General features: G+C 66.5%; 18 protein-coding genes. 9 read left to right on the forward strand and 9 right to left on the reverse strand.

Features of this window, described 5'->3' with window-relative positions:
- The first annotated feature begins 5 nt into the window (after positions 1-5).
- The 3 genes from nusA to infB are packed head-to-tail and all read left to right on the forward strand — an operon-like array spanning position 6 to position 4,897.
- Positions 6-1,622 (forward strand): transcription termination factor NusA, encoded by a 1,617-nt coding sequence (gene nusA, locus LHP98_RS07860; protein WP_227251959.1) that lies wholly within the window; start codon positions 6-8, stop codon positions 1,620-1,622.
- Positions 1,623-1,646: 24 nt separating this feature from the next.
- Complete coding sequence (locus tag LHP98_RS07865) at positions 1,647-2,291, forward strand: RNA-binding protein (protein ID WP_227251960.1); 645 nt, start codon at positions 1,647-1,649, stop codon at positions 2,289-2,291.
- Entirely contained in the window at positions 2,288-4,897 is a 2,610-nt protein-coding gene (gene infB, locus LHP98_RS07870) for a translation initiation factor IF-2 (RefSeq protein WP_227251961.1), read from the forward strand. Before LHP98_RS07865 ends, infB begins: the two co-directional genes overlap by 4 nt.
- A gap of 66 nt (positions 4,898-4,963) precedes the next feature.
- Here the strand turns inward: infB and LHP98_RS07875 are convergent, their stop codons facing one another.
- The 4 genes from LHP98_RS07875 to LHP98_RS07890 all read right to left on the reverse strand — a co-directional run bounded on the left by LHP98_RS07875 (position 4,964) and on the right by LHP98_RS07890 (position 7,872).
- Positions 4,964-5,107: a hypothetical protein gene (locus LHP98_RS07875; protein ID WP_227251962.1), complete on the reverse strand. Its 144-nt coding sequence runs from the start codon at positions 5,105-5,107 to the stop codon at positions 4,964-4,966.
- A 108-nt stretch (positions 5,108-5,215) separates the two neighbouring features.
- Entirely contained in the window at positions 5,216-5,614 is a 399-nt protein-coding gene (gene mutT, locus LHP98_RS07880) for an 8-oxo-dGTP diphosphatase MutT (RefSeq protein WP_227251963.1), read from the reverse strand.
- Positions 5,611-6,855 (reverse strand): bifunctional glutamate N-acetyltransferase/amino-acid acetyltransferase ArgJ, encoded by a 1,245-nt coding sequence (gene argJ / locus LHP98_RS07885; protein ID WP_413687623.1) that lies wholly within the window; start codon positions 6,853-6,855, stop codon positions 5,611-5,613. Before argJ ends, mutT begins: the two co-directional genes overlap by 4 nt.
- Positions 6,856-7,020: 165 nt before the next feature.
- Entirely contained in the window at positions 7,021-7,872 is an 852-nt protein-coding gene (locus tag LHP98_RS07890; RefSeq protein ID WP_227251965.1) for a peptidylprolyl isomerase, read from the reverse strand.
- 177 nt (positions 7,873-8,049) lie between these two features.
- Here LHP98_RS07890 and secA point away from each other — a divergent pair, with 177 nt between their 5' ends.
- From secA to LHP98_RS07905, 3 genes are all read left to right on the forward strand, one after another.
- Positions 8,050-10,830 carry a preprotein translocase subunit SecA gene (gene secA / locus LHP98_RS07895; RefSeq protein WP_227251966.1) on the forward strand — a complete coding sequence of 927 codons (2,781 nt, stop codon included), beginning with the start codon at positions 8,050-8,052 and terminating at the stop codon, positions 10,828-10,830.
- Between the two features lie 168 nt (positions 10,831-10,998).
- Positions 10,999-12,105, forward strand: a complete 1,107-nt coding sequence (locus LHP98_RS07900; RefSeq protein ID WP_227251967.1) for a hypothetical protein — start codon at positions 10,999-11,001, stop codon at positions 12,103-12,105.
- Between the two features lie 31 nt (positions 12,106-12,136).
- Entirely contained in the window at positions 12,137-13,666 is a 1,530-nt protein-coding gene (locus tag LHP98_RS07905) for a phosphate ABC transporter substrate-binding/OmpA family protein (RefSeq protein WP_227251968.1), read from the forward strand.
- Positions 13,667-13,669: 3 nt separating this feature from the next.
- Here LHP98_RS07905 and radC read toward each other — a convergent pair whose 3' ends face one another.
- The 3 genes from radC to dnaK form a co-directional block, all read right to left on the reverse strand.
- Entirely contained in the window at positions 13,670-14,437 is a 768-nt protein-coding gene (gene radC, locus LHP98_RS07910; RefSeq protein ID WP_227251969.1) for a RadC family protein, read from the reverse strand.
- A gap of 63 nt (positions 14,438-14,500) precedes the next feature.
- Positions 14,501-15,658 (reverse strand): molecular chaperone DnaJ, encoded by a 1,158-nt coding sequence (gene dnaJ, locus LHP98_RS07915; protein WP_227251970.1) that lies wholly within the window; start codon positions 15,656-15,658, stop codon positions 14,501-14,503.
- Positions 15,659-15,733: 75 nt separating this feature from the next.
- Entirely contained in the window at positions 15,734-17,647 is a 1,914-nt protein-coding gene (gene dnaK / locus LHP98_RS07920) for a molecular chaperone DnaK (protein ID WP_227251971.1), read from the reverse strand.
- A 192-nt stretch (positions 17,648-17,839) separates the two neighbouring features.
- Here dnaK and LHP98_RS07925 point away from each other — a divergent pair, with 192 nt between their 5' ends.
- The gene (locus LHP98_RS07925) at positions 17,840-18,448 is read left to right on the forward strand and encodes an alpha-ketoglutarate-dependent dioxygenase AlkB family protein (protein WP_227251972.1); all 609 of its coding nucleotides are present in this window, start codon (positions 17,840-17,842) and stop codon (positions 18,446-18,448) included.
- A gap of 35 nt (positions 18,449-18,483) precedes the next feature.
- On the opposite strand, the gene LHP98_RS07930 is transcribed toward LHP98_RS07925, so the two are convergent.
- Together LHP98_RS07930 and LHP98_RS07935 are read right to left on the reverse strand one after the other, a co-directional pair.
- Entirely contained in the window at positions 18,484-19,077 is a 594-nt protein-coding gene (locus LHP98_RS07930; protein WP_227251973.1) for a COG3650 family protein, read from the reverse strand.
- Positions 19,074-19,898 carry an ABC transporter permease gene (locus tag LHP98_RS07935; protein WP_227251974.1) on the reverse strand — a complete coding sequence of 275 codons (825 nt, stop codon included), beginning with the start codon at positions 19,896-19,898 and terminating at the stop codon, positions 19,074-19,076. The genes LHP98_RS07930 and LHP98_RS07935 overlap by 4 nt, the downstream gene beginning before the upstream one ends.
- A gap of 111 nt (positions 19,899-20,009) precedes the next feature.
- On the opposite strand from LHP98_RS07935, the gene cysQ reads away from it, so the two are divergent.
- Positions 20,010-20,783, forward strand: coding sequence for a 3'(2'),5'-bisphosphate nucleotidase CysQ (cysQ, locus tag LHP98_RS07940; RefSeq protein WP_227251975.1), 774 nt, complete (start codon positions 20,010-20,012; stop codon positions 20,781-20,783).
- Positions 20,780-21,571, forward strand: a complete 792-nt coding sequence (locus LHP98_RS07945) for a 3-deoxy-manno-octulosonate cytidylyltransferase (RefSeq protein WP_227251976.1) — start codon at positions 20,780-20,782, stop codon at positions 21,569-21,571. Before cysQ ends, LHP98_RS07945 begins: the two co-directional genes overlap by 4 nt.
- Positions 21,572-21,607: the final 36 nt, after the last annotated feature.

A 21,607-nucleotide genomic window follows, 5' to 3' on the forward strand; every position in this document is an offset into this window, starting at 1 on the left:
GTCCCATGGCGATTACGTCGGCCAACCAGCTGGAACTTCTGCAAACGGCCGAGGCCGTGGCGCGCGAAAAGATGATCGACCCGGATCTGGTGATCCAGGCGATGGAGGACAGCCTCGCCCGGGCCGCCAAGTCGCGTTACGGCGCCGAGATGGACATCCGCGTCAAGATTGACCGCAAGACCGGCCGCGCCGCCTTTACCCGCGTGCGCACGGTGGTGGAAGACGAGGCGCTGGAGAATCACCACGCGCAGCTGACGGTCAAGCAGGCCAAGTCCTTCCTGGCCGATCCGCAGATCGGTGACGAGATCGTCGATGAGGTGCCCCCCGTGGACCTGGGCCGCATCGCCGCGCAATCGGCCAAGCAGGTGATCCTGCAGAAGGTGCGCGAGGCCGAGCGTGACCGCCAGTTCGAGGAATTCCGCGACCGCAAGGGCAGCATCATCAACGGCGTGGTCAAGCGCGAGGAATACGGCAACGTCATCGTCGACATCGGCCGCGGCGAAGGCATCCTGCGCCGCAACGAGAAGATCGGCCGCGAGGCCTATCGCATCGGCGACCGCATCCGCTGCTTCATCAAGGACGTGCGCCGCGAAGTGCGCGGGCCGCAGGTGTTCCTGAGCCGCACCGACCCGCAGTTCATGGCCGAACTGTTCAAGATGGAGGTGCCGGAAATCTATGATGGGATCATCGAGATCAAGGCCGTCGCCCGCGACCCGGGCAGCCGCGCCAAGATCGCCGTGATCTCCTACGACAACGGCATCGACCCGGTTGGCGCCTGCGTCGGCATGCGCGGCAGCCGCGTGCAGGCCGTGGTGAACGAGCTTCAGGGCGAAAAGATCGACATCATCCCGTGGAACCAGGACCAGGCGACCTTCCTGGTCAACGCGCTGCAACCGGCGCAGGTCTCCAAGGTCGTGGTGGACGAGGACGCCGGCAAGATCGAGGTGGTGGTGCCGGATGAGCAGCTTTCGCTTGCCATCGGCCGCCGCGGGCAGAACGTGCGGCTGGCCAGCCAGCTGACCGGCCTGGACATCGACATCCTGACCGAGGCCGAGGAAAGCCAGCGCCGCCAGGCCGAATTCGCCGAACGCACCAAGCTGTTCATGGACACGCTGGACGTCGACGAGATGATGGCCCAGCTGCTGGTCTCGGAAGGCTTCACCAACCTGGAAGAAGTCGCCTACGTCGATCAGGACGAGCTCCTGTCGATCGACGGCTTCGACGAAGGCACCGCGGCCGAGCTTCAGGCCCGCGCCCGCGACTATCTGGAAGAGCAGGCCAAGAAGGCGCTGGACAATGCCCGCGCGCTGGGTGTGGACGACAGCCTGATCGGCTTTGAGGGCCTGACTCCGCAAATGCTTGAGGCGCTGGGCAAGGACGGCATCAAGACGCTGGAGGACTTTGCCACCTGCGCCGACTGGGAACTTGCGGGCGGCTGGACCACCGAGAACGGTCAGCGCAAGAAGGACGACGGCCTGCTTGAAAAGTTCGACATGAGCCTGGAAGAGGCTCAGCACCTGGTGATGACCGCGCGGGTCATGTTGGGTTGGGTCGACCCGACCGAGATGGGCGGCGCCACCGAAGAAACGCCGGCCGAAGAGGAAGAGGAGGCCGGGGCCTGATCTCAGGCCCTGGGGAACCCGCCCATGACACGCGGCGGCCGGGAAAAAGACCAGGACGAACCGGAGCGCAAGTGCATCGTCTCCGGCGCGGTGGGCCCGAAGGCGGGGCTCATCCGGTTCGTCGTGGGGCCTGATGCGACCGTGGTTCCCGATCTGACGGGGCGGCTGCCGGGGCGGGGCATCTATGTCTCGGCCGACCGGGCGATGATCGCGAAGGCGGCAGCGAAGGGGTTGTTTTCGCGGGCCGCCAAGGCGCCGGTCAAGGCGCCCGCCGATCTGGCCGATCTGGTCGAGTCGCTGGTGCTGCGGCGGGTGGTCGATCTTCTCTCGCTGGCGCGCAAGGCGGGCGCTGCGGTGATGGGCTACGAGAAGGTGAAAGACTGGTTGGTGACGGGTCGCGCGACGGTGCTGATTCAGGCGGAAGACGGCTCGGAACGCGGCAAGACGAAACTCAGGGCGCCCAACGGCGAAAACAGCCTGATTTCTTGCCTTTCGGCAGGGGAAATCGGTTTGGCTTTCGGCCGCGAACGTGCCATACACGCCGCGCTTGCGGCTGGTGGACTCACAACTCGTGTTGTAGAGGAAGCGGCAAGGCTTGCCGGGCTTCGGGATGAAGCGGGCAGGCAGGACGGCGGAAAGACCGCCGGGAAGGATACGAAGGACGCATGAGCGATACTGACGGCAAGAAACCCCTGGGCTTGGGTGGCGCCCCCCGTTCCGGTCAGGTGAAGCAAAGCTTCTCCCATGGCCGCACACATGCGGTGGTCGTCGAGACCAAGCGCAAGCGCGTGGTGGTGGCCACCCCGGCGAAACCGGGCGTTTCGGGGTCCGCAGGCGGCGGGGCTCCGGCCGCGACGCACCTTGGCGATCCGTCAAAGCGTCCTGCCGGGATTTCCGAAGCCGAGATGCAGCGGCGTCTTGACGCCCTGCGCAGCGCCAAGGCGCGCGAGCAGGAAGACAACGCCAAGCGGGCCGCCGACGAGAAGGCGCGCGAGGAAGACCGCCAGCGCCGCCGCGAAGAGATCGAGACGAAAGAGCGCGAAGAGCGTCAGCGCGAGGCCGCCCTGCGCGCCAAGGCCGAGGAAGAGGAGCGCGTTCGCCGCGAGGCCGAGGTCGAGGCAACCGCCAAGGCGGCCGCCCGAAAGGCCGATGTTCTGGGAACCACGCGCCGCCAGGCGTCCAAGCCGGAAGAGCCTGCAGCCGTTGCAGCCACGCCGACCGACCGTTCGACCGGGCAGGCGCGGCCGAAACCCGGTGCCGCTCCGGCTGCCGGGGAAGAAGACCGCGGCGCCAAGCCCGGCCTTTCGCCGCGCAAGACCGACCGTGAGCGCGACGACCGCGCCACCGACCGCGGCGCCAAGCGTGGCGACGAGGGCCGCAAGTCGGGCAAGCTGACGCTGTCCGACGCGATCAGCGACGAAAGCGGCCGCCAGCGCAGCCTGGCCGCGATCAAGCGCAAGCAGGAAAAGGCCCGCGCCAAGGCGCTGGGTCTGGGCATGAAGGCCGAAAAGCAGGTGCGCGACGTGCAGCTGCCGGAAACCATTGTGGTCAGCGAACTGGCGAACCGGATGGCGGAACGCGCCGCCGACGTGGTCAAGGCGCTGATGAAGATGGGCATGATGGTCACCATGAACCAGCCCATCGACGCCGACACCGCCGAGCTGGTGATCGAGGAGTTCGGCCACCGCGCCGTGCGGGTTTCGGACGCCGACGTGGAACAGGTCATCGACACCGTCGAGGACACCGCTGAGAACCTGGAATCCCGCCCGCCGATCGTGACCATCATGGGCCACGTCGACCACGGCAAGACCAGCCTTCTGGATGCGATCCGCAAGACCAACGTGGTCTCGGGCGAAGCCGGGGGCATCACCCAGCACATCGGCGCCTATCAGGTGCGCACCGCCAATGGCGCGCTGATCACCTTCCTTGACACCCCCGGCCACGCTGCCTTTACCAGCATGCGCGCCCGCGGAGCACAGGTCACCGACATCGTCGTGCTGGTGGTTGCGGCGGACGACGCCGTGATGCCGCAGACGGTTGAGGCGATCAACCACGCCAAGGCCGCCAAAGTGCCGATGATCGTGGCGATCAACAAGTGCGACAAGCCCTCGGCCAACCCGCAGAAGGTGCGGACCGACCTGCTGCAGCACGAGGTGGTGGTCGAAGCCATGTCGGGCGAGGTGCAGGATGTCGAGGTTTCGGCGCTGACCGGCAAGGGCCTGGACGATCTGCTTGAGGCCATCGCGCTGCAGGCCGAAATCCTGGAGCTGAAGGCGAACCCGAACCGGGCCGCCGCGGGCGCCGTGATCGAAGCCAAGCTTGACGTCGGCCGTGGCCCGGTGGCAACCGTCCTGGTGCACAACGGCACCCTGCGGAAAGGCGACATCTTCGTCGTGGGCGAGAAGTGGGGCAAGGTCCGCGCGCTGGTCAACGACAAGGGCGAGACCGTCACCGAGGCCGGCCCCTCCGTCCCGGTCGAGGTTCTGGGCCTGAACGGCACGCCCGAAGCCGGCGACGTGCTGAACGTGGTCGACACCGAAGCCCAGGCGCGCGAGATCGCGGACTACCGCGAGAAAGCCGCCAAGGACAAGCGCGCGGCGGCCGGTGCGGCGGCGACGCTGGAACAGCTGATGGCCAAGGCCAAGGCCGACCAGGACGTGTCCGAACTGCCGATTCTGGTCAAGGCCGACGTGCAGGGTTCATCCGAAGCCATCGTGCAGGCCCTGGAAAAGGTCGGAAACGACGAGGTGCGCGTGCGCGTGCTGCACCATGGCGTCGGCGCGATCACCGACAGCGATGTCGGTCTGGCCGAGGCTTCGGGCGCGCCGATCATCGGCTTCAACGTTCGGGCCAATGCCACCGCGCGGTCGGCCGCCCAGCAGAAAGGCGTCGAGATCCGCTACTATTCGATCATCTACGACCTGATCGACGACATCAAGAAAGCCGCCTCGGGCCTGCTCAAGGCCGAAGTGCGCGAGAACTTCATCGGCTACGCGAAGATCCAGGAGGTCTTCAAGATCACCGGTGCCGGCAACGTTGCGGGCTGTCTGGTCACCGAAGGGGTGGCGCGGCGCTCGGCAGGCGTGCGGCTTCTGCGCGACAACGTGGTCATCCACGAAGGCACGCTCAAGACGCTCAAGCGCTTCAAGGACGAGGTCAAGGAAGTGCATTCCGGCCAGGAATGCGGCATGGCCTTCGAGCGTTACGAAGACATCCGCGCCGGCGACGTGATCGAGATTTTCGAACGCGAGGAAGTCCAGCGCTCGCTGGCCTGATCCTTTACAAACGCCGCAAGGGCCGGGCCATGTGCCCGGCCTTTTGCATTCGGTGCGGCCTGGTTTTCAGGACAGGTGCGGCCTGCCACTGACCGGCGTGCCGACGAAATTCTTTTCGTCGACGCGGACAATGGTCTTGCCGTCTGCGGTCAGGCCCACGAACAGGCCCTGAACGGAAATGCAGCTGCCGATGGCGATGGTGCGAAGCAAGCGATTCTCCCCCAAGATCGATGCCAGAGGCGTGTTTATCGCCTTTCGCGAGAAAACGGAAAACAAAATGCCAAAGCCGGGCACGGCCGCGGCTGTGGCATGGCGTCGCTAAAGCCAGTCGCGCAGGATGGGGATCAGCGGCAGATCGGCCGGCGGCATCGGATAGTCGCGCAGCTTTGCCGGCGCCACCCAGGCCAGCGTCTGGCCTTCGCGGGCATGCGGGATGCCTTCCCACCGGCGGCAGGCGAACAGCGGCATCAGCAGATGGAAATCGTCGTAGCTGTGGCTGGCAAAGCTCAACGGCGCCAGGCAGGACCGCCAGGTGTCGATGCCCAACTCTTCCTTCAACTCGCGAATCAGGCAGGCTTCCGGCGTTTCGCCAGGCTCGACCTTGCCGCCGGGAAATTCCCACAGGCCCGCCAGGGACTTGCCTTCCGGTCGCTGGGCCAGCAGCACCCGGCCGTCGGCGTCGATCAGCGCGACGGCCGACACCAGCAAAGTCCTCAAGACCGATAGTCCGCGTTGATTTCCACATAGCGGGCCGTCAGGTCGCAGGTCCAGACCGTGCGGCGGCCCTTGCCAAGCCCCAGGTCCACCGCGATCACAAGCTCGGCCTGCTGCATGTAGGCCGCGCCGGCCTCTTCGGCGTAGCTTTCCGCGCGCCAGCCGTTTTCCGCGACCAGGATGTCGCCGAAGCGGATGGTCAGCTTGTCGCGGTCGGCCAGGGCGCCCGACTTGCCGATGGCGGCGACGATGCGGCCCCAGTTCGGGTCTTCGCCGGCCACCGCCGTCTTGACCAGCGGCGAGTTGGCGATGCTGAACGCCACTTTCGCGGCATCCTCGTCGCTGGCGGCGCCGGTGACGCGGACCTCGACCAGCTTGGTCGCGCCTTCACCGTCGCGCACCACTTGCAGCGCCAGGTCGCGCATCACGCCAGCCAGCGCGGTCTCGAACGCCTTGGCGACGGTGCCCTTGACCTCGGCCGCGGGCGAGCGGCCGGTTGCGGCCACCAGCAGCGTGTCCGAGGTCGAGGTGTCGCTGTCCACGGTGATCGAGTTGAACGTCGCCCCGAGGTTGCGGTCGATCATCTTCTGCAGGCTGGCCTGCCCGATCTTCGCATCGGTGAAGATGTAGACCAGCATCGTCGCCATGTCGGGGGCGATCATCCCCGATCCCTTGGCGATGCCGGCAATCCGGATCATCCCGCCGTCGCCCTGCAGGGTGGCGGCGGCTCCTTTCGGAAAGGTGTCGGTCGTCATGATCGCCTCGGCAGCCATCTGGATGCCGGCCTCAGAAAGCCCTGCAGCCAGAGCGGGCAGGACGGAGGTGATCTTGCCGTGCGGCAGCGGCTCGCCGATCACCCCGGTGGACGACGAGAACACGCGCGCTGCGGGAATTCCCAGCGCCTCGGCCACGCCCCCGGTGACGGCGGCCACAGCCTCGTCACCGATCTTGCCGGTGAAGGCGTTCGAGTTGCCCGAGTTCACCACGATCGCCGCCCCGGTGCCCGCCTCGGTGCCCGGCGGGGCCTTCAAGGTCAGCTTGGACTGGCAATCGCGCACACAGCCCGACCGGGTGGTCGATCGGGTGAAGGCCCCCGCGACCACGGTACCGGGAGACAGGCTGACCAGCATCACGTCCTTGCGGCCCTGGTACTTGATCCCGGCACTGATGGCGGCGAATTCGGCCCCGGCGATCAGGGGAAGGTCGGGAAAAGCTTCCGGGGCCAGCGGCGAGACGGGCTTCATCGCCTTCTTCGCGGCGGCCACCACGTCACCCACCGCCTCGGTCACGGCCTCGGCCACCGGGCCCGCCGCTGCCGACAGCGTCACCTTCAGCGCTTTCAACCTTTTCTTCAGCGCCTTCGCTTCGGCCTTCCAGTCGGTCTTCGCCATGCCCGGCCTCCCTTTGGATCAGTCGATCAGCGCAGAGTTCTTCAGCACCGCCGGGTCGATCGCCTCGCCCGGCTTCTCGACCTTCGCGGCCTCGGTCAGGACCTTGATGTGGTCTTCGATCGCCTTCGTCTCAAGCTCGGCCGCCAACTCTTCGCGCAGGTCGTCCAGCGTCGGCTTCTCGGCGATGCGGGTCTCTTGCACCAGGATCAGGTGCCAGCCGAAATCGGTCTGCACCGGACCGGTAAGCTTGCCGACCTCGGCCGCGACCACGGCATCCTCGAACGGCTTGACCATCATGCCCAGCCCGAACCAGCCGAGATCGCCACCCGATGCGCCTGACCCGGTGTCGATCGAATTCGTCTTGGCCAGTTCGGCGAAATCGGCACCGCCCTCAAGCTGGGTCTTCAGCTCATTGGCCAGTTCCTCGGCTTCGACCAGAATATGGGCCGCGTGGTATTCCTTCTGCGGCGCGGTGTCCTTGAACCGCTCGTCATAGGCCTTTTGCAGCGCTTCGTCGGTCACTGCGCCGCTGGCCACCTTGTCGATCACCACGCCCGACAGATAGCCGCGCTTGTCGTTGGCGATGTTCGCCGCGTCACGCGCGGTCAGGGCGGTCACCGACTGACTCATCACTTCCTGCTGCACCAGCTGGTCCAGGATGCCCTTGAACAGCACGTCATCCGGCAGGGTCAGGTATTGTTCCGGCAGGCTTTCGCGCAGCGCGATCATCTGGCCCAGGGTGATCTGGGTGCCGTTCACCGTGGCCACCACGGTTTCGGCGGTCTCGCCCTCGGCCCAGACCGGGGCCCCCAAGGCCATCAGGGCCGCGACGGCCACCCCTAGGCGCATTCCTCTGGTCATATCACCCACTCCTGATCGGCCACGCGGCCCGCGCGACGTTGACTAAGCCCGCCCTACCCCTTACATCGCGACAGTCGCGTGAGACGGGGCCGATGCGGTCCTTCTTGGCTCTTCTATGGAAGGCGGTGAGGGCGGGCAAGGCCACGCCTCACACGATGTCGTAAAAGGCCGCCTCACGGAGTAATCATGCTGGGTCTGGGTTCGCTTGCACGCAAGGTCTTCGGGTCCCCGAATGACCGCAAGATCAAGGCGGTCCGGCCGCTGGTGGCGAAGATCAATGCGTTGGAGCCGGAATTCGCGGCGCTGTCCGACGACGGCATCATCGCCAAGACGCGCGAGTTCCAGAAGCGCGTGCAAGAGGGCGGCGAAGAGCTGGACGCGATCCTTCCCGAGGCCTTTGCCAACTGCCGCGAGGCCGGCAAGCGCGCACTGGGCCTGCGTGCCTTTGACGTGCAGTTGATGGGCGGCATCTTCCTGCACCAGGGCAACATTTCGGAAATGCGCACCGGCGAGGGCAAGACCCTGGTCGCCACCCTTCCGGCCTATCTGAATGCGCTGACCGGCAAGGGCGTGCATATCGTCACCGTGAACGACTACCTTGCCCGCCGCGATGCCGACTGGATGGGCAAGGTCTACGCGCACCTCGGCCTGACGACCGGCGTCGTCGTCCCTTACCAGCCCGAGGCCGAGAAGCGCGTCGCCTATCGTTGCGACATCACCTATGCCACCAACAACGAACTGGGCTTCGACTACCTGCGCGACAACATGAAGTCGACCATCGACGAGATGATGCAGCGTGGCCATGCCTTCGCCATCGTCGACGAAGTGGACTCGATCCTGATCGACGAGGCGCGCACGCCGCTGATCATCTCGGGCCCGGCGCAGGACCGGTCGGATCTTTACACCGCGGTTGACAAGCTGATTCCGCACCTGACCGAAGAGCACTACAAGCTGGACGAAAAGGCGCGCAACGTCACCTACACCGACGAAGGCAACGACGCCGTCGAAAAGCTGCTGCGCGAGGCCGGCATCCTGCCCGAAGGCCAGCACATGTTCGACCCGGAAAGCACGTCCATCGTGCACCACCTCAACCAGGCCCTGCGCGCGCACAAGCTGTTCTTCAAGGACCAGCAGTACATCGTTCGCGATGGCGAAGTGACCCTGATCGACGAGTTCACTGGCCGCATGATGCGTGGCCGTCGCCTGTCGGACGGTCTGCACCAGGCCATCGAGGCCAAGGAAGGCACCAAGATCCAGCCCGAGAACGTCACGCTGGCCAGCGTGACCTTCCAGAACTATTTCCGGCTGTACGAAAAGCTGGCCGGCATGACCGGCACCGCGGCAACCGAAGCCGAGGAATTCATGCAGATCTACGGCCTGGGCGTGATCGAGGTGCCGACCAACAAGCCAGTGATGCGGAAGGACGAACACGATCAGGTCTACCGCACTGCCCGCGAGAAATACGACGGCATCCTTGCGTCGATCAAGGACGCCCATGCGCGCGGCCAACCCATCCTGGTCGGCACCACCTCGATCGAGAAATCCGAACTGCTGTCCAGCCTGCTCAAGAAGGACGACATTCCGCACAACGTGCTGAACGCCCGCCAGCATGAACAAGAAGCGCAGATCGTCGCCGACGCCGGCAAGCTGGGGGCGGTGACCATCGCCACCAACATGGCCGGCCGCGGCACCGACATCAAGCTGGGCGGCAATGTCGAGTTCAAGGTGATGGAGGCCATCGCGGCCGACCCGAACGCCCATCCCGACGAGGTTCGCGCCCGCATCGAGGCCGAACACAAGGACGAGGAAGAGGCGGTCAAGGCCGCCGGCGGGCTGTTTGTCCTGGGCACCGAGCGACACGAAAGCCGGCGCATCGACAACCAGTTGCGCGGCCGTTCGGGCCGTCAGGGCGACCCCGGGCGCTCGGCCTTCTTCCTGTCGCTGGAAGACGACCTGATGCGCATCTTCGGGTCTGAACGGCTGGACAAGATTCTGGGCTCGCTGGGCCTGAAGGATGGAGAGGCCATCGTTCACCCCTGGGTCAACAAGTCGCTGGAAAAGGCCCAGGCCAAGGTCGAAGGGCGCAACTTCGACATCCGCAAGCAACTCTTGCGCTTTGACGACGTGATGAACGACCAGCGCAAGGCGATCTTCGGCCAGCGGCTGGAAATCATGCAGGCCGAGGATGTGGCAGAGATTGCCGCCGACATGCGGATGCAGGTGATCGACGATCTGGTTGACCAGTTCCTGCCGCCGAAGACCTACCCCGACGCCTGGGACACCGCCGGCCTGCGCGCCGCGCTGCGCGAGAAGCTGAACCTTGATCTGCCGGTGCAGGACTGGGCCGCCGAAGAGGGCGTGGACCAGGCCGCGCTGTCGGAGCGCCTGATCGAGGCTTCGGACAAGTTCATGACCGAAAAGGCCGAGGCTTTCGGCAAGCCGACGATGGAATCGATCGAGAAGCAGGTGCTTTTGCAGGCCATCGACGGCAAGTGGCGCGAACACCTTCTGCGGCTTGAGCATCTTCGTTCGGTGGTCGGCTTCCGTGCCTATGCCCAGCGCGACCCGCTGAACGAATACAAGACCGAGGCCTTCCAGCTGTTCGATTCGATGCTGAACTCGCTGCGCGAGCAGGTGACCGAGCAGCTTGGCCGGATTCGTCCGCTGACCAAGGACGAGCAGGAACAGATGATGGCACAGCTGGTGGCGTCGCAGCAGGCCGGCGAGCCTCGGAAGACGCCGCTTGCTGCACTGCCCGAGCCGGCGGCCGCGGATGCGGCCCCCGAAGCGTCGGCACCGGCACCGGCACGGGCGCCAGCGTCCGCACCAATGGCGGCCATGGCCGGGGCGCGGCTGGATGGGTTCGACGAGACCGACCCCTCGACCTGGGGAAACCCCGGCCGCAATGACGCCTGCCCCTGCGGTTCAGGTGAGAAGTTCAAGCACTGCCACGGCCGTCTGGCCTGACCGGCGGCAGGATTGCGGCGGGAAAGCGGCGGCGTCCCCGCCGCTTTCGCGATTCCAGCGCTTTGTGCTGGTTTCCAGCAGGAAACATTCCCCGTTTCGGACACGGGATTGCCGCCATTGCGGATCAGTTTGACTCGAAAGCGAGTCTACTTTCTGTCGGGGGCAGAGATGATCAGGAAACGCAGCATGATCCGGGCGGTGGCCCTGCTTGGCGTGGCCCTGGCTGCCGGTCACCTGGTTCAGACGATGAATGCCGAGCGTCAGGCCGAGACCGATGCGCCGGCAAAGCCGGCCAAGGTTGAATCGGGTGCGGCCGAGAAAGCCTCGGCTGACAAACTGGCCGAAGCGGCGCTTCCCGCCGGTGCCGCGCTGGTCGCCGCGACGGATGCGCCTGCCGCTGTGGATACGCCGCCCGTCGCACCGGTTCTTGCCGGCATGGTTGCCTCCTCCGCCCCCGCGCCTGAAGCCGCCGCTCAACCCGTTGTGGCTGCCGAAGTCAAGGAGCTGCCGGCGCCTGCCGGTGCCGATGTCGCGCCCGAGGTCCCTGTGCAGGTGGCCGCCGATCCTGTGCAACCCGTTGCCAAGCCCGAGCCGGCGCCGGTGATCGTGACCCAGGCCGAAAGCTGCGCCACCGACCTGGGTCTTGCGGTCGGCCCGAATGCAATGATCTCGGTGTCGATCTCTGCGCCCTGCCGCGGCGGTGAACGGGTGGTTCTTCGTCACGCCGGTCTGACCGTGGCCGAAGCCCTTGGCCCAGACGGCAAGCTTGCGTTTTCCCTGCCGGCGCTTGGCGCCGAGGGCGAGGTGTCTGTCCTGTTCGCCGATGCCTCGGTGCTGCGCGATGCGGTGCCGGTGCCCGGGATGGGCGGTGTGCGCCGCTTTGCCGTGCAATGGATGGCCGACGATGCCTTCCAACTGCACGCCTATGAGAACGGTGCTGTCTTCGGCACGCCGGGTGACGTCTCGGCGTCGAACCGCAATTCGCCCAACGGCGGCAGTCTGGTCACCCTGGGCAACCCCGCACTGGACCTGCCGATGATGGCCGAGGTCTACACCTGGCCCGCCGACGGCAGCAGCTATGCCGAGCCCGTGGTCGAGGCGGCGGTCACCGAAATGACCTGCGGCCGCGATCTCTTGGGCGAGACCATCCACCTTCGCGAAGGCGCCGTGGAGGTGACCGATCTTACCGTGTCGATGCCCGGCTGCGAGGCGGTGGGCGACATTCTGGTCTTGAACAATCTGGTCCCCGACGTGACACTTGCCGCCGTGAATTAGGTGCGCGCAGGCAAGGGGTCCCATGCAGGGCATGGCTGGACGCGCGGCGATCTTCGCCGCGCTTGTTCTTTTCGGCACGGGGGCTGCGCTGGCGCAGGACGTCACGCTGATCTCGCGCGAGGGGAACATCGTCCTCAACGGCACGCTTCAGGGCTTTGACGGCGAATTCTACCGTCTGGACACGGCCTATGGCCCGCTGACCGTGGACGCCCAGGGGGTCATCTGCGACGGCCCGGCCTGCCCTGACCTGATCGCGCCAAAAGCCACCATCCGCCTGGTCGGCGCCCCTGACGCCGGGGCGCGGTTGCTGCCCGGGCTGCTTCGGGCCTTTGCCGAAGGCCGCGGCCTGATCTACGCGCCGACCGAGGCCGCGACCGGCTGGGCCGCCACCATCCTTGACCCTGCCACTGGCAAAGTGCTCGCCGACCTGTCGTTTCAGCCCCTCTCCCCCGACGAGGCCGCGGCCGCCGTCACCGAGGGCAGGGCCGAACTGAAGGTTTCGGCCATGTCTGACAGCGACTTTGGCGCCCGTCCGCTGGCGCTGGATGCGCTGGTGCCCATTGTCGCCCCCGACAACCCCACGCCCGAGGTCTCGACCGTGGATCTGGTCCGCGCGCTGACCGGCGAGGCGACCAACTGGGCTGATCTGGGCGGACCCGACATGCCGCTTGTCCTGCATGCGCTGGACCCCGCGACCGACGTCCAGCGCGCGCTGTCCGAACGGCTGGGGCAGCCGCTGGCCAAAGCCACCACGCACCCAGACCTGGCCAGCCTCGCCGCCGCCGTGGCCCATGACCCCTGGGCGCTGGCCATCACCGGCCGATCCGAGATTGGCGCCGCCAAATCCCTTGCGCTGGCCGACAGTTGTGGCTTTCCCCTCTTGCCCAGTTCGATTGCGGTCAAGGCGGAAGACTACCCGCTGGCGCTGCCGCTGTTCCTGCTGACGCCGCCGCGCCGGCTGCCGCTTCTGGCGCGCGAGTTCCTTGAATTCCTGGCCACCCCGGCCGCCGAAGCCGCCGTCGCAGAGGCGGGCTATATTGACCGCTCGGTCGAGCGCGCGCCGATGACACAGGATGGTCTGCGCCTGCTGAACGCCATCCAGGGCGCGGGCGAGGACGTGACGCTGGCCGATCTCAAGCGCCTGGCCGAGGTGATGGACGGCGCCGACCGGCTGTCGCTGACCTTCCGGTTCCAGGAGGGCACCTCGATGCTGGACGCGACCTCGCAGGAAAACCTGTTGCAGCTGGCCCGGCTGATCGCGGCTGATCGCTTTCCGGCCCAGGCGCTGATCCTGGCCGGCTTTTCCGACGGCCAGGGCGAGGCTGCCGCCAACCGCGCATTGTCGTTGGAGCGCGCGCAGCGGGTGGCCGCCGACCTGGCCGCGATCGCGCCCGATCTGCGGCCAGACGAAGTGCCGCGCGTGGAAGGCTTTGGCGAGGCTCTGCCGATGGCCTGCGACGAAACCGCGGTGGGCCGGCGGCTGAACCGGCGGGTCGAGTTGTGGGTGGTGCCGGACTTCGCCCCGCCACCGCCCGCCGCCGCCAAGCCTGCTGCACCTTGAGGGCTAAAGGTAGCCCGACGCGCGGAAGCTCAGTTCGCGTGACTTGCCGATGATCAGGTGGTCATGTAACACCAGCCCCAGGGTCTGACAGGCGTCCTGAACCTGGATCGTCATGGAGATGTCGGCCTCGCTCGGGGTGGGGTCGCCCGAGGGGTGGTTGTGCACCAGGATCAGCGCGCTGGCGTTCAGTTCCAGCGCCCGCTTCACCACTTCACGCGGGTAGACGGGCACATGGTCCACCGTGCCCTTCGCCTGTTCCTCATCGGCGATCAGCACGTTCTTGCGGTCAAGGAAAAGGATGCGGAACTGTTCGGTTTCGCGGTGCGCCATGGTGGTGTGGCAATAGTCCAGCAGCGTATCCCAGCTTGACAGCACCGGGCGGTGCATCACCCGCGCGCGCATCATCCGCTGGGCGGCAGCCTCGACGATCTTCAACTCCTGGATCACCGTCTCGCCTACGCCCTTGACCATCAGCAGCCGCGGGACGGATGCGGTGACAACGCGGTTGAAGTCGCCGAAGGTGTCCAGCAGCAGCCGGGCCAGCGGCTTGACGTCCTGCCGCGGAATGGCGCGGAACAGCACCAGTTCCAGCAATTCGTAGTCCGGCATGGCCTGCGCGCCCCCCTCCATGAAGCGGGAGCGGAGCCTTTTGCGGTGGTCGGCGATGTAGCTGGGCAGCCGGCCGGTCAGCGCCTGCGGACAGGCTTCGTCTGCGTCCCCCTGGGGCACGAAGAGCGGAAGCGAGGCGTCTGCGAAACCGGGGCGGGCCATGATGGCCGCAACCCTGGCATGGCGATGGTGAAGGAATGGTTAATTCCCGACACCCGGCCAGCCTCAGCCTTTCATGCCGTCCCAGAAGCCCTTGACCTTTGCAAAGAACGAATGCCCTTCCGGGTTGTTCTCTTCGCTCAGCTTCTCGAACTCGTGCAGCAGGTCTTTCTGGCGCGATGTCAGGTTGACCGGGGTTTCCACCGCCAGTTCGATCACCATGTCGCCGGTGCCCGCGCCGCGCAGGGCGGGCATGCCCTTGCCGCGCAGCCGCAACTGCTTGCCGGACTGGGCGCCGGCCGGCACCTTCACCCGGGCGCGGCCGCCGTCGATGGTGGGCACCTCGACCTCTCCGCCCAGCGCCGCCGATGGCATCGAGATCGGCACGCGGCAGAACAGGTGCACGCCGTCGCGCTGGAAGATCGGGTGATCCTTGACCTCGATGAAGATATAGAGATCGCCCGTCGGACCGCCGCGCAGGCCGGCCTCGCCTTCGCCTGCCAGGCGGATGCGGGTGCCGGTTTCCACGCCCGCCGGGATGTTGACGCTGAGCGAGCGGTCGCGTTCCACCCGGCCGGCGCCGTGGCAGGTCTTGCAGGGGTTCTTGATCGTCTGGCCCATGCCATTGCAGGTGGGGCAGGTGCGTTCGACGGTGAAAAAGCCCTGCTGCGCACGCACCTTGCCCAGGCCAGAGCAGGTTGGGCAGGTGACCGGCTCGGCGCCGCCCTCGGCCCCGGTGCCGCGGCAGGTGTCGCAAGCCACGCTGGTGGGGACGCTGATCGTCTTCTGGACGCCCTTCCAGGCCTCTTCCAGGCTGACGCGCAGGTTGTAGCGCAGGTCCGAGCCGCGTTGCGCCCGGGCGCGACCGCCGCCGCCGCCAGCGCCGCCGCGGCCCATGAAGTCGCCGAACAGGTCTTCGAAGACGTCCGAGAAGGCGCTGGCGAAATCGCCCTGCTGGAAGCCGGGGCCGCCGCGCGGGCCCCCGGCCCCCATGCCGCCTTCAAAAGCGCCATGGCCGAAGCGGTCATAGGCGGCCTTCTTCTGTTCGTCCTTCAGGACGTCATAGGCTTCGTTCACTTCCTTGAACTGGGCCTCGGCCTTGGGGTTCTGGGCGTTGCGGTCGGGGTGCAACTCCTTTGCCTTGGTGCGGTAGGCCTTCTTGATCTCGTCTGCGGATGCCCCGCGCGAAACCCCCAGCACCTCATAGAAATCGCGTTTTGCCATCGCAGGACCTCTGTGCCCCTAACCGGGAGGGGGCGGCCCGTCGCCGGACCGCCCCCCGTTCCCGTTCAAGCGGCGTTACTTCCGCTTGTTGTTGCCCAGATCCTCGAAGTCGGCATCGACGATGTCCTCCTCATCCACCGGACGCGGCTCGTCGCCATCGTCGCCCTTGCCGCCTTCGGCCTGGCTGGCCTTGTAGATCGCCTCGCCCAGTTTCATCGCGGCTTCGGTCAGGTTCTGGATGGCGCTGCGGATCTTGCCCGGGTCCTCGCCCTTCAGCGCGTCTTCCAGCGGGCTCATCGCCAACTCGATGGCTTCGACGGTGGACGGGTCGACCTTGTCGCCGTGATCGGACAGCGACTTCTTGGTCGAGTGCAGAAGGCTTTCGCCCTGGTTGCGGGTCTCGACCAGTTCGCGGCGGGCCTTGTCGGCCTCGGCATTCGCCTCGGCGTCCTTGACCATCTTGTCGATGTCCTCATCCGACAGACCGCCCGAGGCCTGGATGGTGATCTGCTGCGCCCGGCCGGTGCCCTTGTCCTTGGCGTTCACCGACACGATGCCGTTGGCGTCGATGTCGAAGGTCACCTCGATCTGCGGCACGCCACGCGGGGCCGGCGGGATCTGTTCCAGGTTGAACTGGCCCAGCATCTTGTTGTCGGCGGCCATCTCGCGCTCGCCCTGGAAGACGCGGATCGTCACCGCGTTCTGGTTGTCCTCGGCAGTGCTGAAGACCTGAGACTTCTTGGTCGGGATGGTGGTGTTGCGGTCGATCAGGCGGGTGAAGACGCCGCCAAGGGTCTCGATGCCAAGGCTCAGCGGGGTGACGTCCAGCAGCACCACGTCCTTGACGTCGCCCTGCAGCACACCGGCCTGGATGGCCGCGCCCATGGCAACCACTTCGTCCGGGTTCACGCCCTTGTGCGGCTCTTTCCCGAAGAACTTGGTGACTTCCTCGATGACCCGCGGCATGCGGGTCATGCCGCCGACCAGAACCACCTCGTCGATGTCCTCTTTCGAGACACCGGCATCCTTCAGCGCGGCCTGGCAGGGCTTGATCGACTTCTTGATCAGGTCATCCACCAGGCTTTCCAGCTTGGCGCGGGTCAGCTTCATCACCAGGTGCAAGGGCTGGCCGCTGTTGCGGTCCATGCTCAGGAACGGCTGGTTGATCTCGGTCTGGCTGGACGAGGAGAGCTCGATCTTGGCCTTTTCGGCGGCTTCCTTCAGGCGCTGAAGGGCCATCTTGTCCAGCGTCAGGTCAACGCCATGCTCTTTCTTGAACTCGTCCGCCAGGTACTGGACGATCCGCATGTCGAAGTCTTCGCCGCCCAGGAAGGTGTCGCCGTTGGTGGACTTGACCTCGAACAACCCGTCGTCGATTTCCAGGATGGTGATGTCGAAGGTTCCGCCGCCCAGGTCATAGACGGCAATCGTCTTCGATTCCTTCTTGTCCAGGCCATAGGCCAGCGCGGCCGCGGTCGGCTCGTTGATGATGCGCAGCACTTCCAGACCGGCGATCTTGCCGGCGTCCTTGGTGGCCTGGCGCTGGGCGTCGTTGAAGTAGGCGGGCACCGTGATGACGGCCTGGGTGACGGTTTCGCCCAGGTAGCTTTCGGCGGTTTCCTTCATCTTCTGCAGGATGAAGGCGGAAATCTGGCTGGGCGAATACTTCTCGCCGCGCACCTGGACCCAGGCGTCGCCGTTGCCGCCGTCCACGATGGAATAGGGGACCAGCTTCTTGTCCTTCTCCACCTCGGCGTCGCCCAGACGGCGGCCAATCAGGCGCTTGACGGCAAAGACGGTGTTGGCGGCGTTGGTGACGGCCTGGCGCTTGGCAGGCTGGCCGACCAGCCGCTCGCTTTCCGTGAAGCCCACGATTGACGGGGTGGTCCGGGCGCCTTCGCTGTTCTCGATGACGCGAGGGGCGGCGCCGTCCATGATGGCGACGCAAGAGTTCGTGGTGCCGAGGTCGATCCCGATGACTTTGGCCATGTGCGTATCCCTTTCATACAGGCGATGCACCGTCCGGAGGCCCTGCAATTTCGGCACCCCCGGTCGGGGTATGGTTCTGGTCCGACGTCAGATGCCGGACCGTGTGACTGGGCGTATATAGGCGGGCGTATTCGGCCCTGCAACGGTCTGGGGCCTGAGTCTGCGGCGAATTTTCAGCGCAAAGGTGACCAAATGGCAGAGTCTTTCCAGATCAGGGGTTTCCGTGTCTGGCCCGGGCATCTGGACCGCGCCGCGCAAGAGGCACTGGTGGCGGACATCCGCGCGGTGGCTGCAGCCGCGCCCTTCGTGGCCCCGGTCACGCCGGGCGGCAAGCCGATGACCGTGCGGATGACCGGCGCCGGGCGGCTGGGCTGGGTCACCGACCGGCACGGCTATCGCTACGAGGCGCGGCATCCCTCGGGCGTGGCCTGGCCACCGATCCCTTTGTCAGTGCTGGCGCTCTGGCGTGACCTGACGGGGCTGAACCGAGAGCCGGACTGCTGCCTGGTCAACTTCTACGGGCCGCAGGCCCGGATGGGCCTGCATCAGGACAAGGACGAGGGCGATTTCTCCTGGCCGATCCTTTCGGTCAGCCTGGGCGACGACGCCTTGTTCCGGATCGGCGGGGTGGATCGAGCCGAGGGCACGCAGAGCGTCTGGTTGCGCTCGGGCGATGTGGTGGTGTTCGGCGGCCCGGCCCGGCTGGCCTGGCACGGGGTGGACCGGCTGCGCCCCGGCAGTTCGACCCTGCTGCCCGAAGGCGGCCGCTTCAACCTGACCTGCCGGGTGGTGGTGCCGTAGGGCGGGTCATAGCTCGCCCGGCTCGCCCGCCGCCCCTAGTCGGTCAGCGAACAGCAGCCTGCAAAATGCATCGGCGCTGCCCCGGTCAGGAACAGGTCCAGCGCCAGGCCAAAGGTCCGGTCCGACATCCCGTCCGAGCATTCCTCGGGGCGCAGCACCGCCGTGCCCTCGGCCATGCCCAGCCCCACCAGGGGCGACCAGGGCAACGCCGGCCAGGTCGCGGTGACCGGCATCTCGCGCTCCCCCTCGTCGGGCAGCGACAGGGTCAGCACCTGATCTTCCGGGGCATAGTCCAGACCCCAGAACGGCTCGGTCCCGACGCAGCGCAGCGGCACCTCCAGGCTGGCCCAACCCGGCCCGGGTGCCGGCTTCAGGTAGGTCATCGAGGCGTAGCCGGTGCCTTCGCCGGTGTTCACCGCGCCCCAGGCGCCGATCTGGGCCACCACTTCGATGCCGCGCGCATCGGGGGGCAGGGTGTCGACCACCGGCGCCCGCGCCGAGGGCTGGGCGCGGATGTTCAGCACGTCGCCCCGCGCCACGCCGGTCACGTCGAACAAGGCGGGCAGGTCTTCGGCCAGGCCCGTGGCGGGGCAGGCGATCAGGGCGGCAAGGATGAAGCAAGACCTCAAGACCGCTTCCCCCAACTGGCCGAGGCATGCTTGCGGGTGAAGAATTCCGCCATCAGGCCGACCATGATGCAGACCAGCGCCACCTTGATCGGATAGTCGATCGACGTATAGCGCGGGTGGTAATTCAGGAAGATGAAGCCACGGCCTTGGTCGATGGTGTGGAACAGCGGGTTCCAGTCGAACATGCTGCGCAGGGTTGGCGAGGCCATGTTCGCCAGGAACATCTTGCCGCTCGCGATCATGTTGGCGCGCTGGTAGATGGTCGACAGGATGCCTACCGCTTCGGGTTGCCAGGGCTTGGCGGCGTAGAAGATCAGGCCGATTGCCGCGCCCGAGAACCACGACAGCAGGAACATGCCCAGCATGCCGACCGGATCAAGGATGGTGATCGGCGCGAACAGCGTGTGGTAGAACAGCAAGATCACCGCCGCCGCAAAGGCCTGCTGGTACAGCGCGGCAAGTGCGGCCGAGGTGACGGCGACGATGGGGTTCATCGGCGCATGCATCATCATCGGCGAGGCGGGCCCGTCTGCCCGCGACACAGCGCCCATCGCCTTGGTGTGGGTCATGAACATGAACACGCCCGACATCACGTACAGGACGAAATCGCCGCGGATGGCGATGCGGCGAAGCCCAAGGATGTGGAACGTGACGATGAAGATCACCAGGACAAGCGCCGCTTGCAGCACGCTCATCACCAGGCCCGTCACCGCATTGCTGTGCGACTTGCGCAGATGGCGCACCGTGGCATGGTAGATCAGTTCGAGAAGCCCGAACCCCGACCGCAAGTGGGACGTTCGCTTTGCCTGAGGTCGGAACATCGCGTGCCCTTTGCCTGTCGCCCTGCCCAAGCCTACTGCAGGAAATCTTGCCGTTCCCTTTCCGGCAGAGGATAAGGGCCGCGCCGTCGCATGGCAATCACGGAGACCGCAATGGACCACGACCGCCTGATCCTCCTTCTCCGCCGCCTTGCGCTGGAGGCCGGAACCCGCATCCTGGAGGTCTACAACGGCCCGGATTTCGAGGTTCGCGCCAAGGGCGACGCCAGCCCGGTCACCGAGGCCGACGAGGCCGCCGACGCGCTGATCTCGGCCGGCCTGCGCGCGGCCTATCCCGACGTGCCTTTGATCACCGAGGAACAGGCCGCCAGCCACGCGCTGTCTGCCGCGACCTTTCTGATCGTCGATCCCCTGGACGGCACCAAGGAATTCATCCAGCGCCGCGGCGATTTCACCGTGAACATCGCCTATGTCGAGAACGGAGTGCCCCTGCGCGGCGTGGTTTATGCCCCTGCGCAAGGCCGGTTGTTCTACACCCGGGCCGACGGCACCTCGGTCGAGGAACTGGCGGACGGCACGCTGCGCCCTCTGCGCGTTGCCACGCCGGACAACGCAGCACTGATGGTGGTGGCATCGAAATCCCACCGCGACCAGGCGACCGACGACTATATCGGCCGCTACGCCGTGAAGGATTCGAAATCCGCCGGCTCCAGCCTCAAGTTCTGCCTGGTGGCCAGCGGCGAGGCGGACCTTTATCCCCGCCTCGGCCGCACCATGGAATGGGACACCGCCGCCGGCGATGCCGTGCTTCGCGGCGCCGGGGGGCTGTGCGTGCGCTTTGACGACCATACGCCGCTGGCCTATGGCAAGCCCGGCTGGGACAACCCGCATTTCATCGCCTGCGCGCCGGGCGTCACACTGAAATGAAGACCCTGATCGCCATTCCCGCCCGCTATGCCAGCACCCGCTATCCGGGCAAACCACTGGTCTCGCTGAGAGGCCCGGACGGCGCCAAGACCCTGATCCGCCGCAGCTGGGAGGCGGCAATCGCCGTTTCCGGAATGGCCCGCGTTGTCGTCGCCACAGATGACGACCGCATCGCCGAGCACGCGCGCGGCTTTGGCGCCGAAGTGGCAATGACCTCGTCCGACGCCCGCAACGGCACCGAGCGCTGCGCCGAGGTGGCCGAGAAGATGCCCGGTTACGATGTCATCGTGAATCTTCAGGGCGATGCCCCACTGACCCCGCCCTGGTTCATCGAGGACCTGGTCGCCGGCCTGGCCGCCGACCCGCAGGCCGACATCGCCACCCCCGTCCTGCGCTGCGATGGTGCCGCGTTGGCCGGTTTCCGCGCCGACCGACGGGCGGGCCGGGTCGGCGGCACCACCGCCGTCTTCGGCACCGGTGGACGGGCGCTCTACTTCTCGAAGGAAGTGATTCCCTACACCGGCCGCGACGACTATGGCCTGGACGAGGCCACCCCCGTCTTCCACCATGTCGGTGTCTACGCCTACCGGCCCGCGGCCCTGGCCGCCTATTCCGCCTGGCCAGTCGGTCCGTTGGAAACCCTGGAGGGGTTGGAGCAGCTTCGCTTTGTCGAACAGGGGCGCCGCGTCCTGTGCATTGAGGTTCAGGCCCGCGGCCGCCGGTTCTGGGAACTGAACAATCCCTCGGACGTTGCGATCCTGGAATCCATGCTGGCGGAGATGCGCTGAGGGCGGTCCCTTGGCCGTTTTTCCCCCTTCTGGGTG

Origin of the sequence: Rhodobacter sp. Har01 (assembly GCF_020564565.1) — a bacterium.
Lineage (GTDB): Bacteria > Pseudomonadota > Alphaproteobacteria > Rhodobacterales > Rhodobacteraceae > Pseudogemmobacter.

What these genes read in the sequence shown, in the direction of transcription:
- nusA (WP_227251959.1), top strand. Translation starts at nt 6, where the DNA reads ATGGCGATTACGTCGGCCAACCAGCTGGAACTTCTGCAAACGGCCGAG.
- LHP98_RS07865 (WP_227251960.1), top strand. Translation starts at nt 1,647, where the DNA reads ATGACACGCGGCGGCCGGGAAAAAGACCAGGACGAACCGGAGCGCAAG.
- infB (WP_227251961.1), top strand. Translation starts at nt 2,288, where the DNA reads ATGAGCGATACTGACGGCAAGAAACCCCTGGGCTTGGGTGGCGCCCCC.
- argJ (WP_413687623.1), bottom strand. Translation starts at nt 6,855, where the DNA reads ATGAAGCCCGTCTCGCCGCTGGCCCCGGAAGCTTTTCCCGACCTTCCC.
- secA (WP_227251966.1), top strand. Translation starts at nt 8,050, where the DNA reads ATGCTGGGTCTGGGTTCGCTTGCACGCAAGGTCTTCGGGTCCCCGAAT.
- LHP98_RS07900 (WP_227251967.1), top strand. Translation starts at nt 10,999, where the DNA reads ATGATCAGGAAACGCAGCATGATCCGGGCGGTGGCCCTGCTTGGCGTG.
- LHP98_RS07905 (WP_227251968.1), top strand. Translation starts at nt 12,137, where the DNA reads ATGGCTGGACGCGCGGCGATCTTCGCCGCGCTTGTTCTTTTCGGCACG.
- radC (WP_227251969.1), bottom strand. Translation starts at nt 14,437, where the DNA reads ATGGCCCGCCCCGGTTTCGCAGACGCCTCGCTTCCGCTCTTCGTGCCC.
- dnaJ (WP_227251970.1), bottom strand. Translation starts at nt 15,658, where the DNA reads ATGGCAAAACGCGATTTCTATGAGGTGCTGGGGGTTTCGCGCGGGGCA.
- dnaK (WP_227251971.1), bottom strand. Translation starts at nt 17,647, where the DNA reads ATGGCCAAAGTCATCGGGATCGACCTCGGCACCACGAACTCTTGCGTC.
- LHP98_RS07925 (WP_227251972.1), top strand. Translation starts at nt 17,840, where the DNA reads ATGGCAGAGTCTTTCCAGATCAGGGGTTTCCGTGTCTGGCCCGGGCAT.
- LHP98_RS07935 (WP_227251974.1), bottom strand. Translation starts at nt 19,898, where the DNA reads ATGTTCCGACCTCAGGCAAAGCGAACGTCCCACTTGCGGTCGGGGTTC.
- cysQ (WP_227251975.1), top strand. Translation starts at nt 20,010, where the DNA reads ATGGACCACGACCGCCTGATCCTCCTTCTCCGCCGCCTTGCGCTGGAG.
- LHP98_RS07945 (WP_227251976.1), top strand. Translation starts at nt 20,780, where the DNA reads ATGAAGACCCTGATCGCCATTCCCGCCCGCTATGCCAGCACCCGCTAT.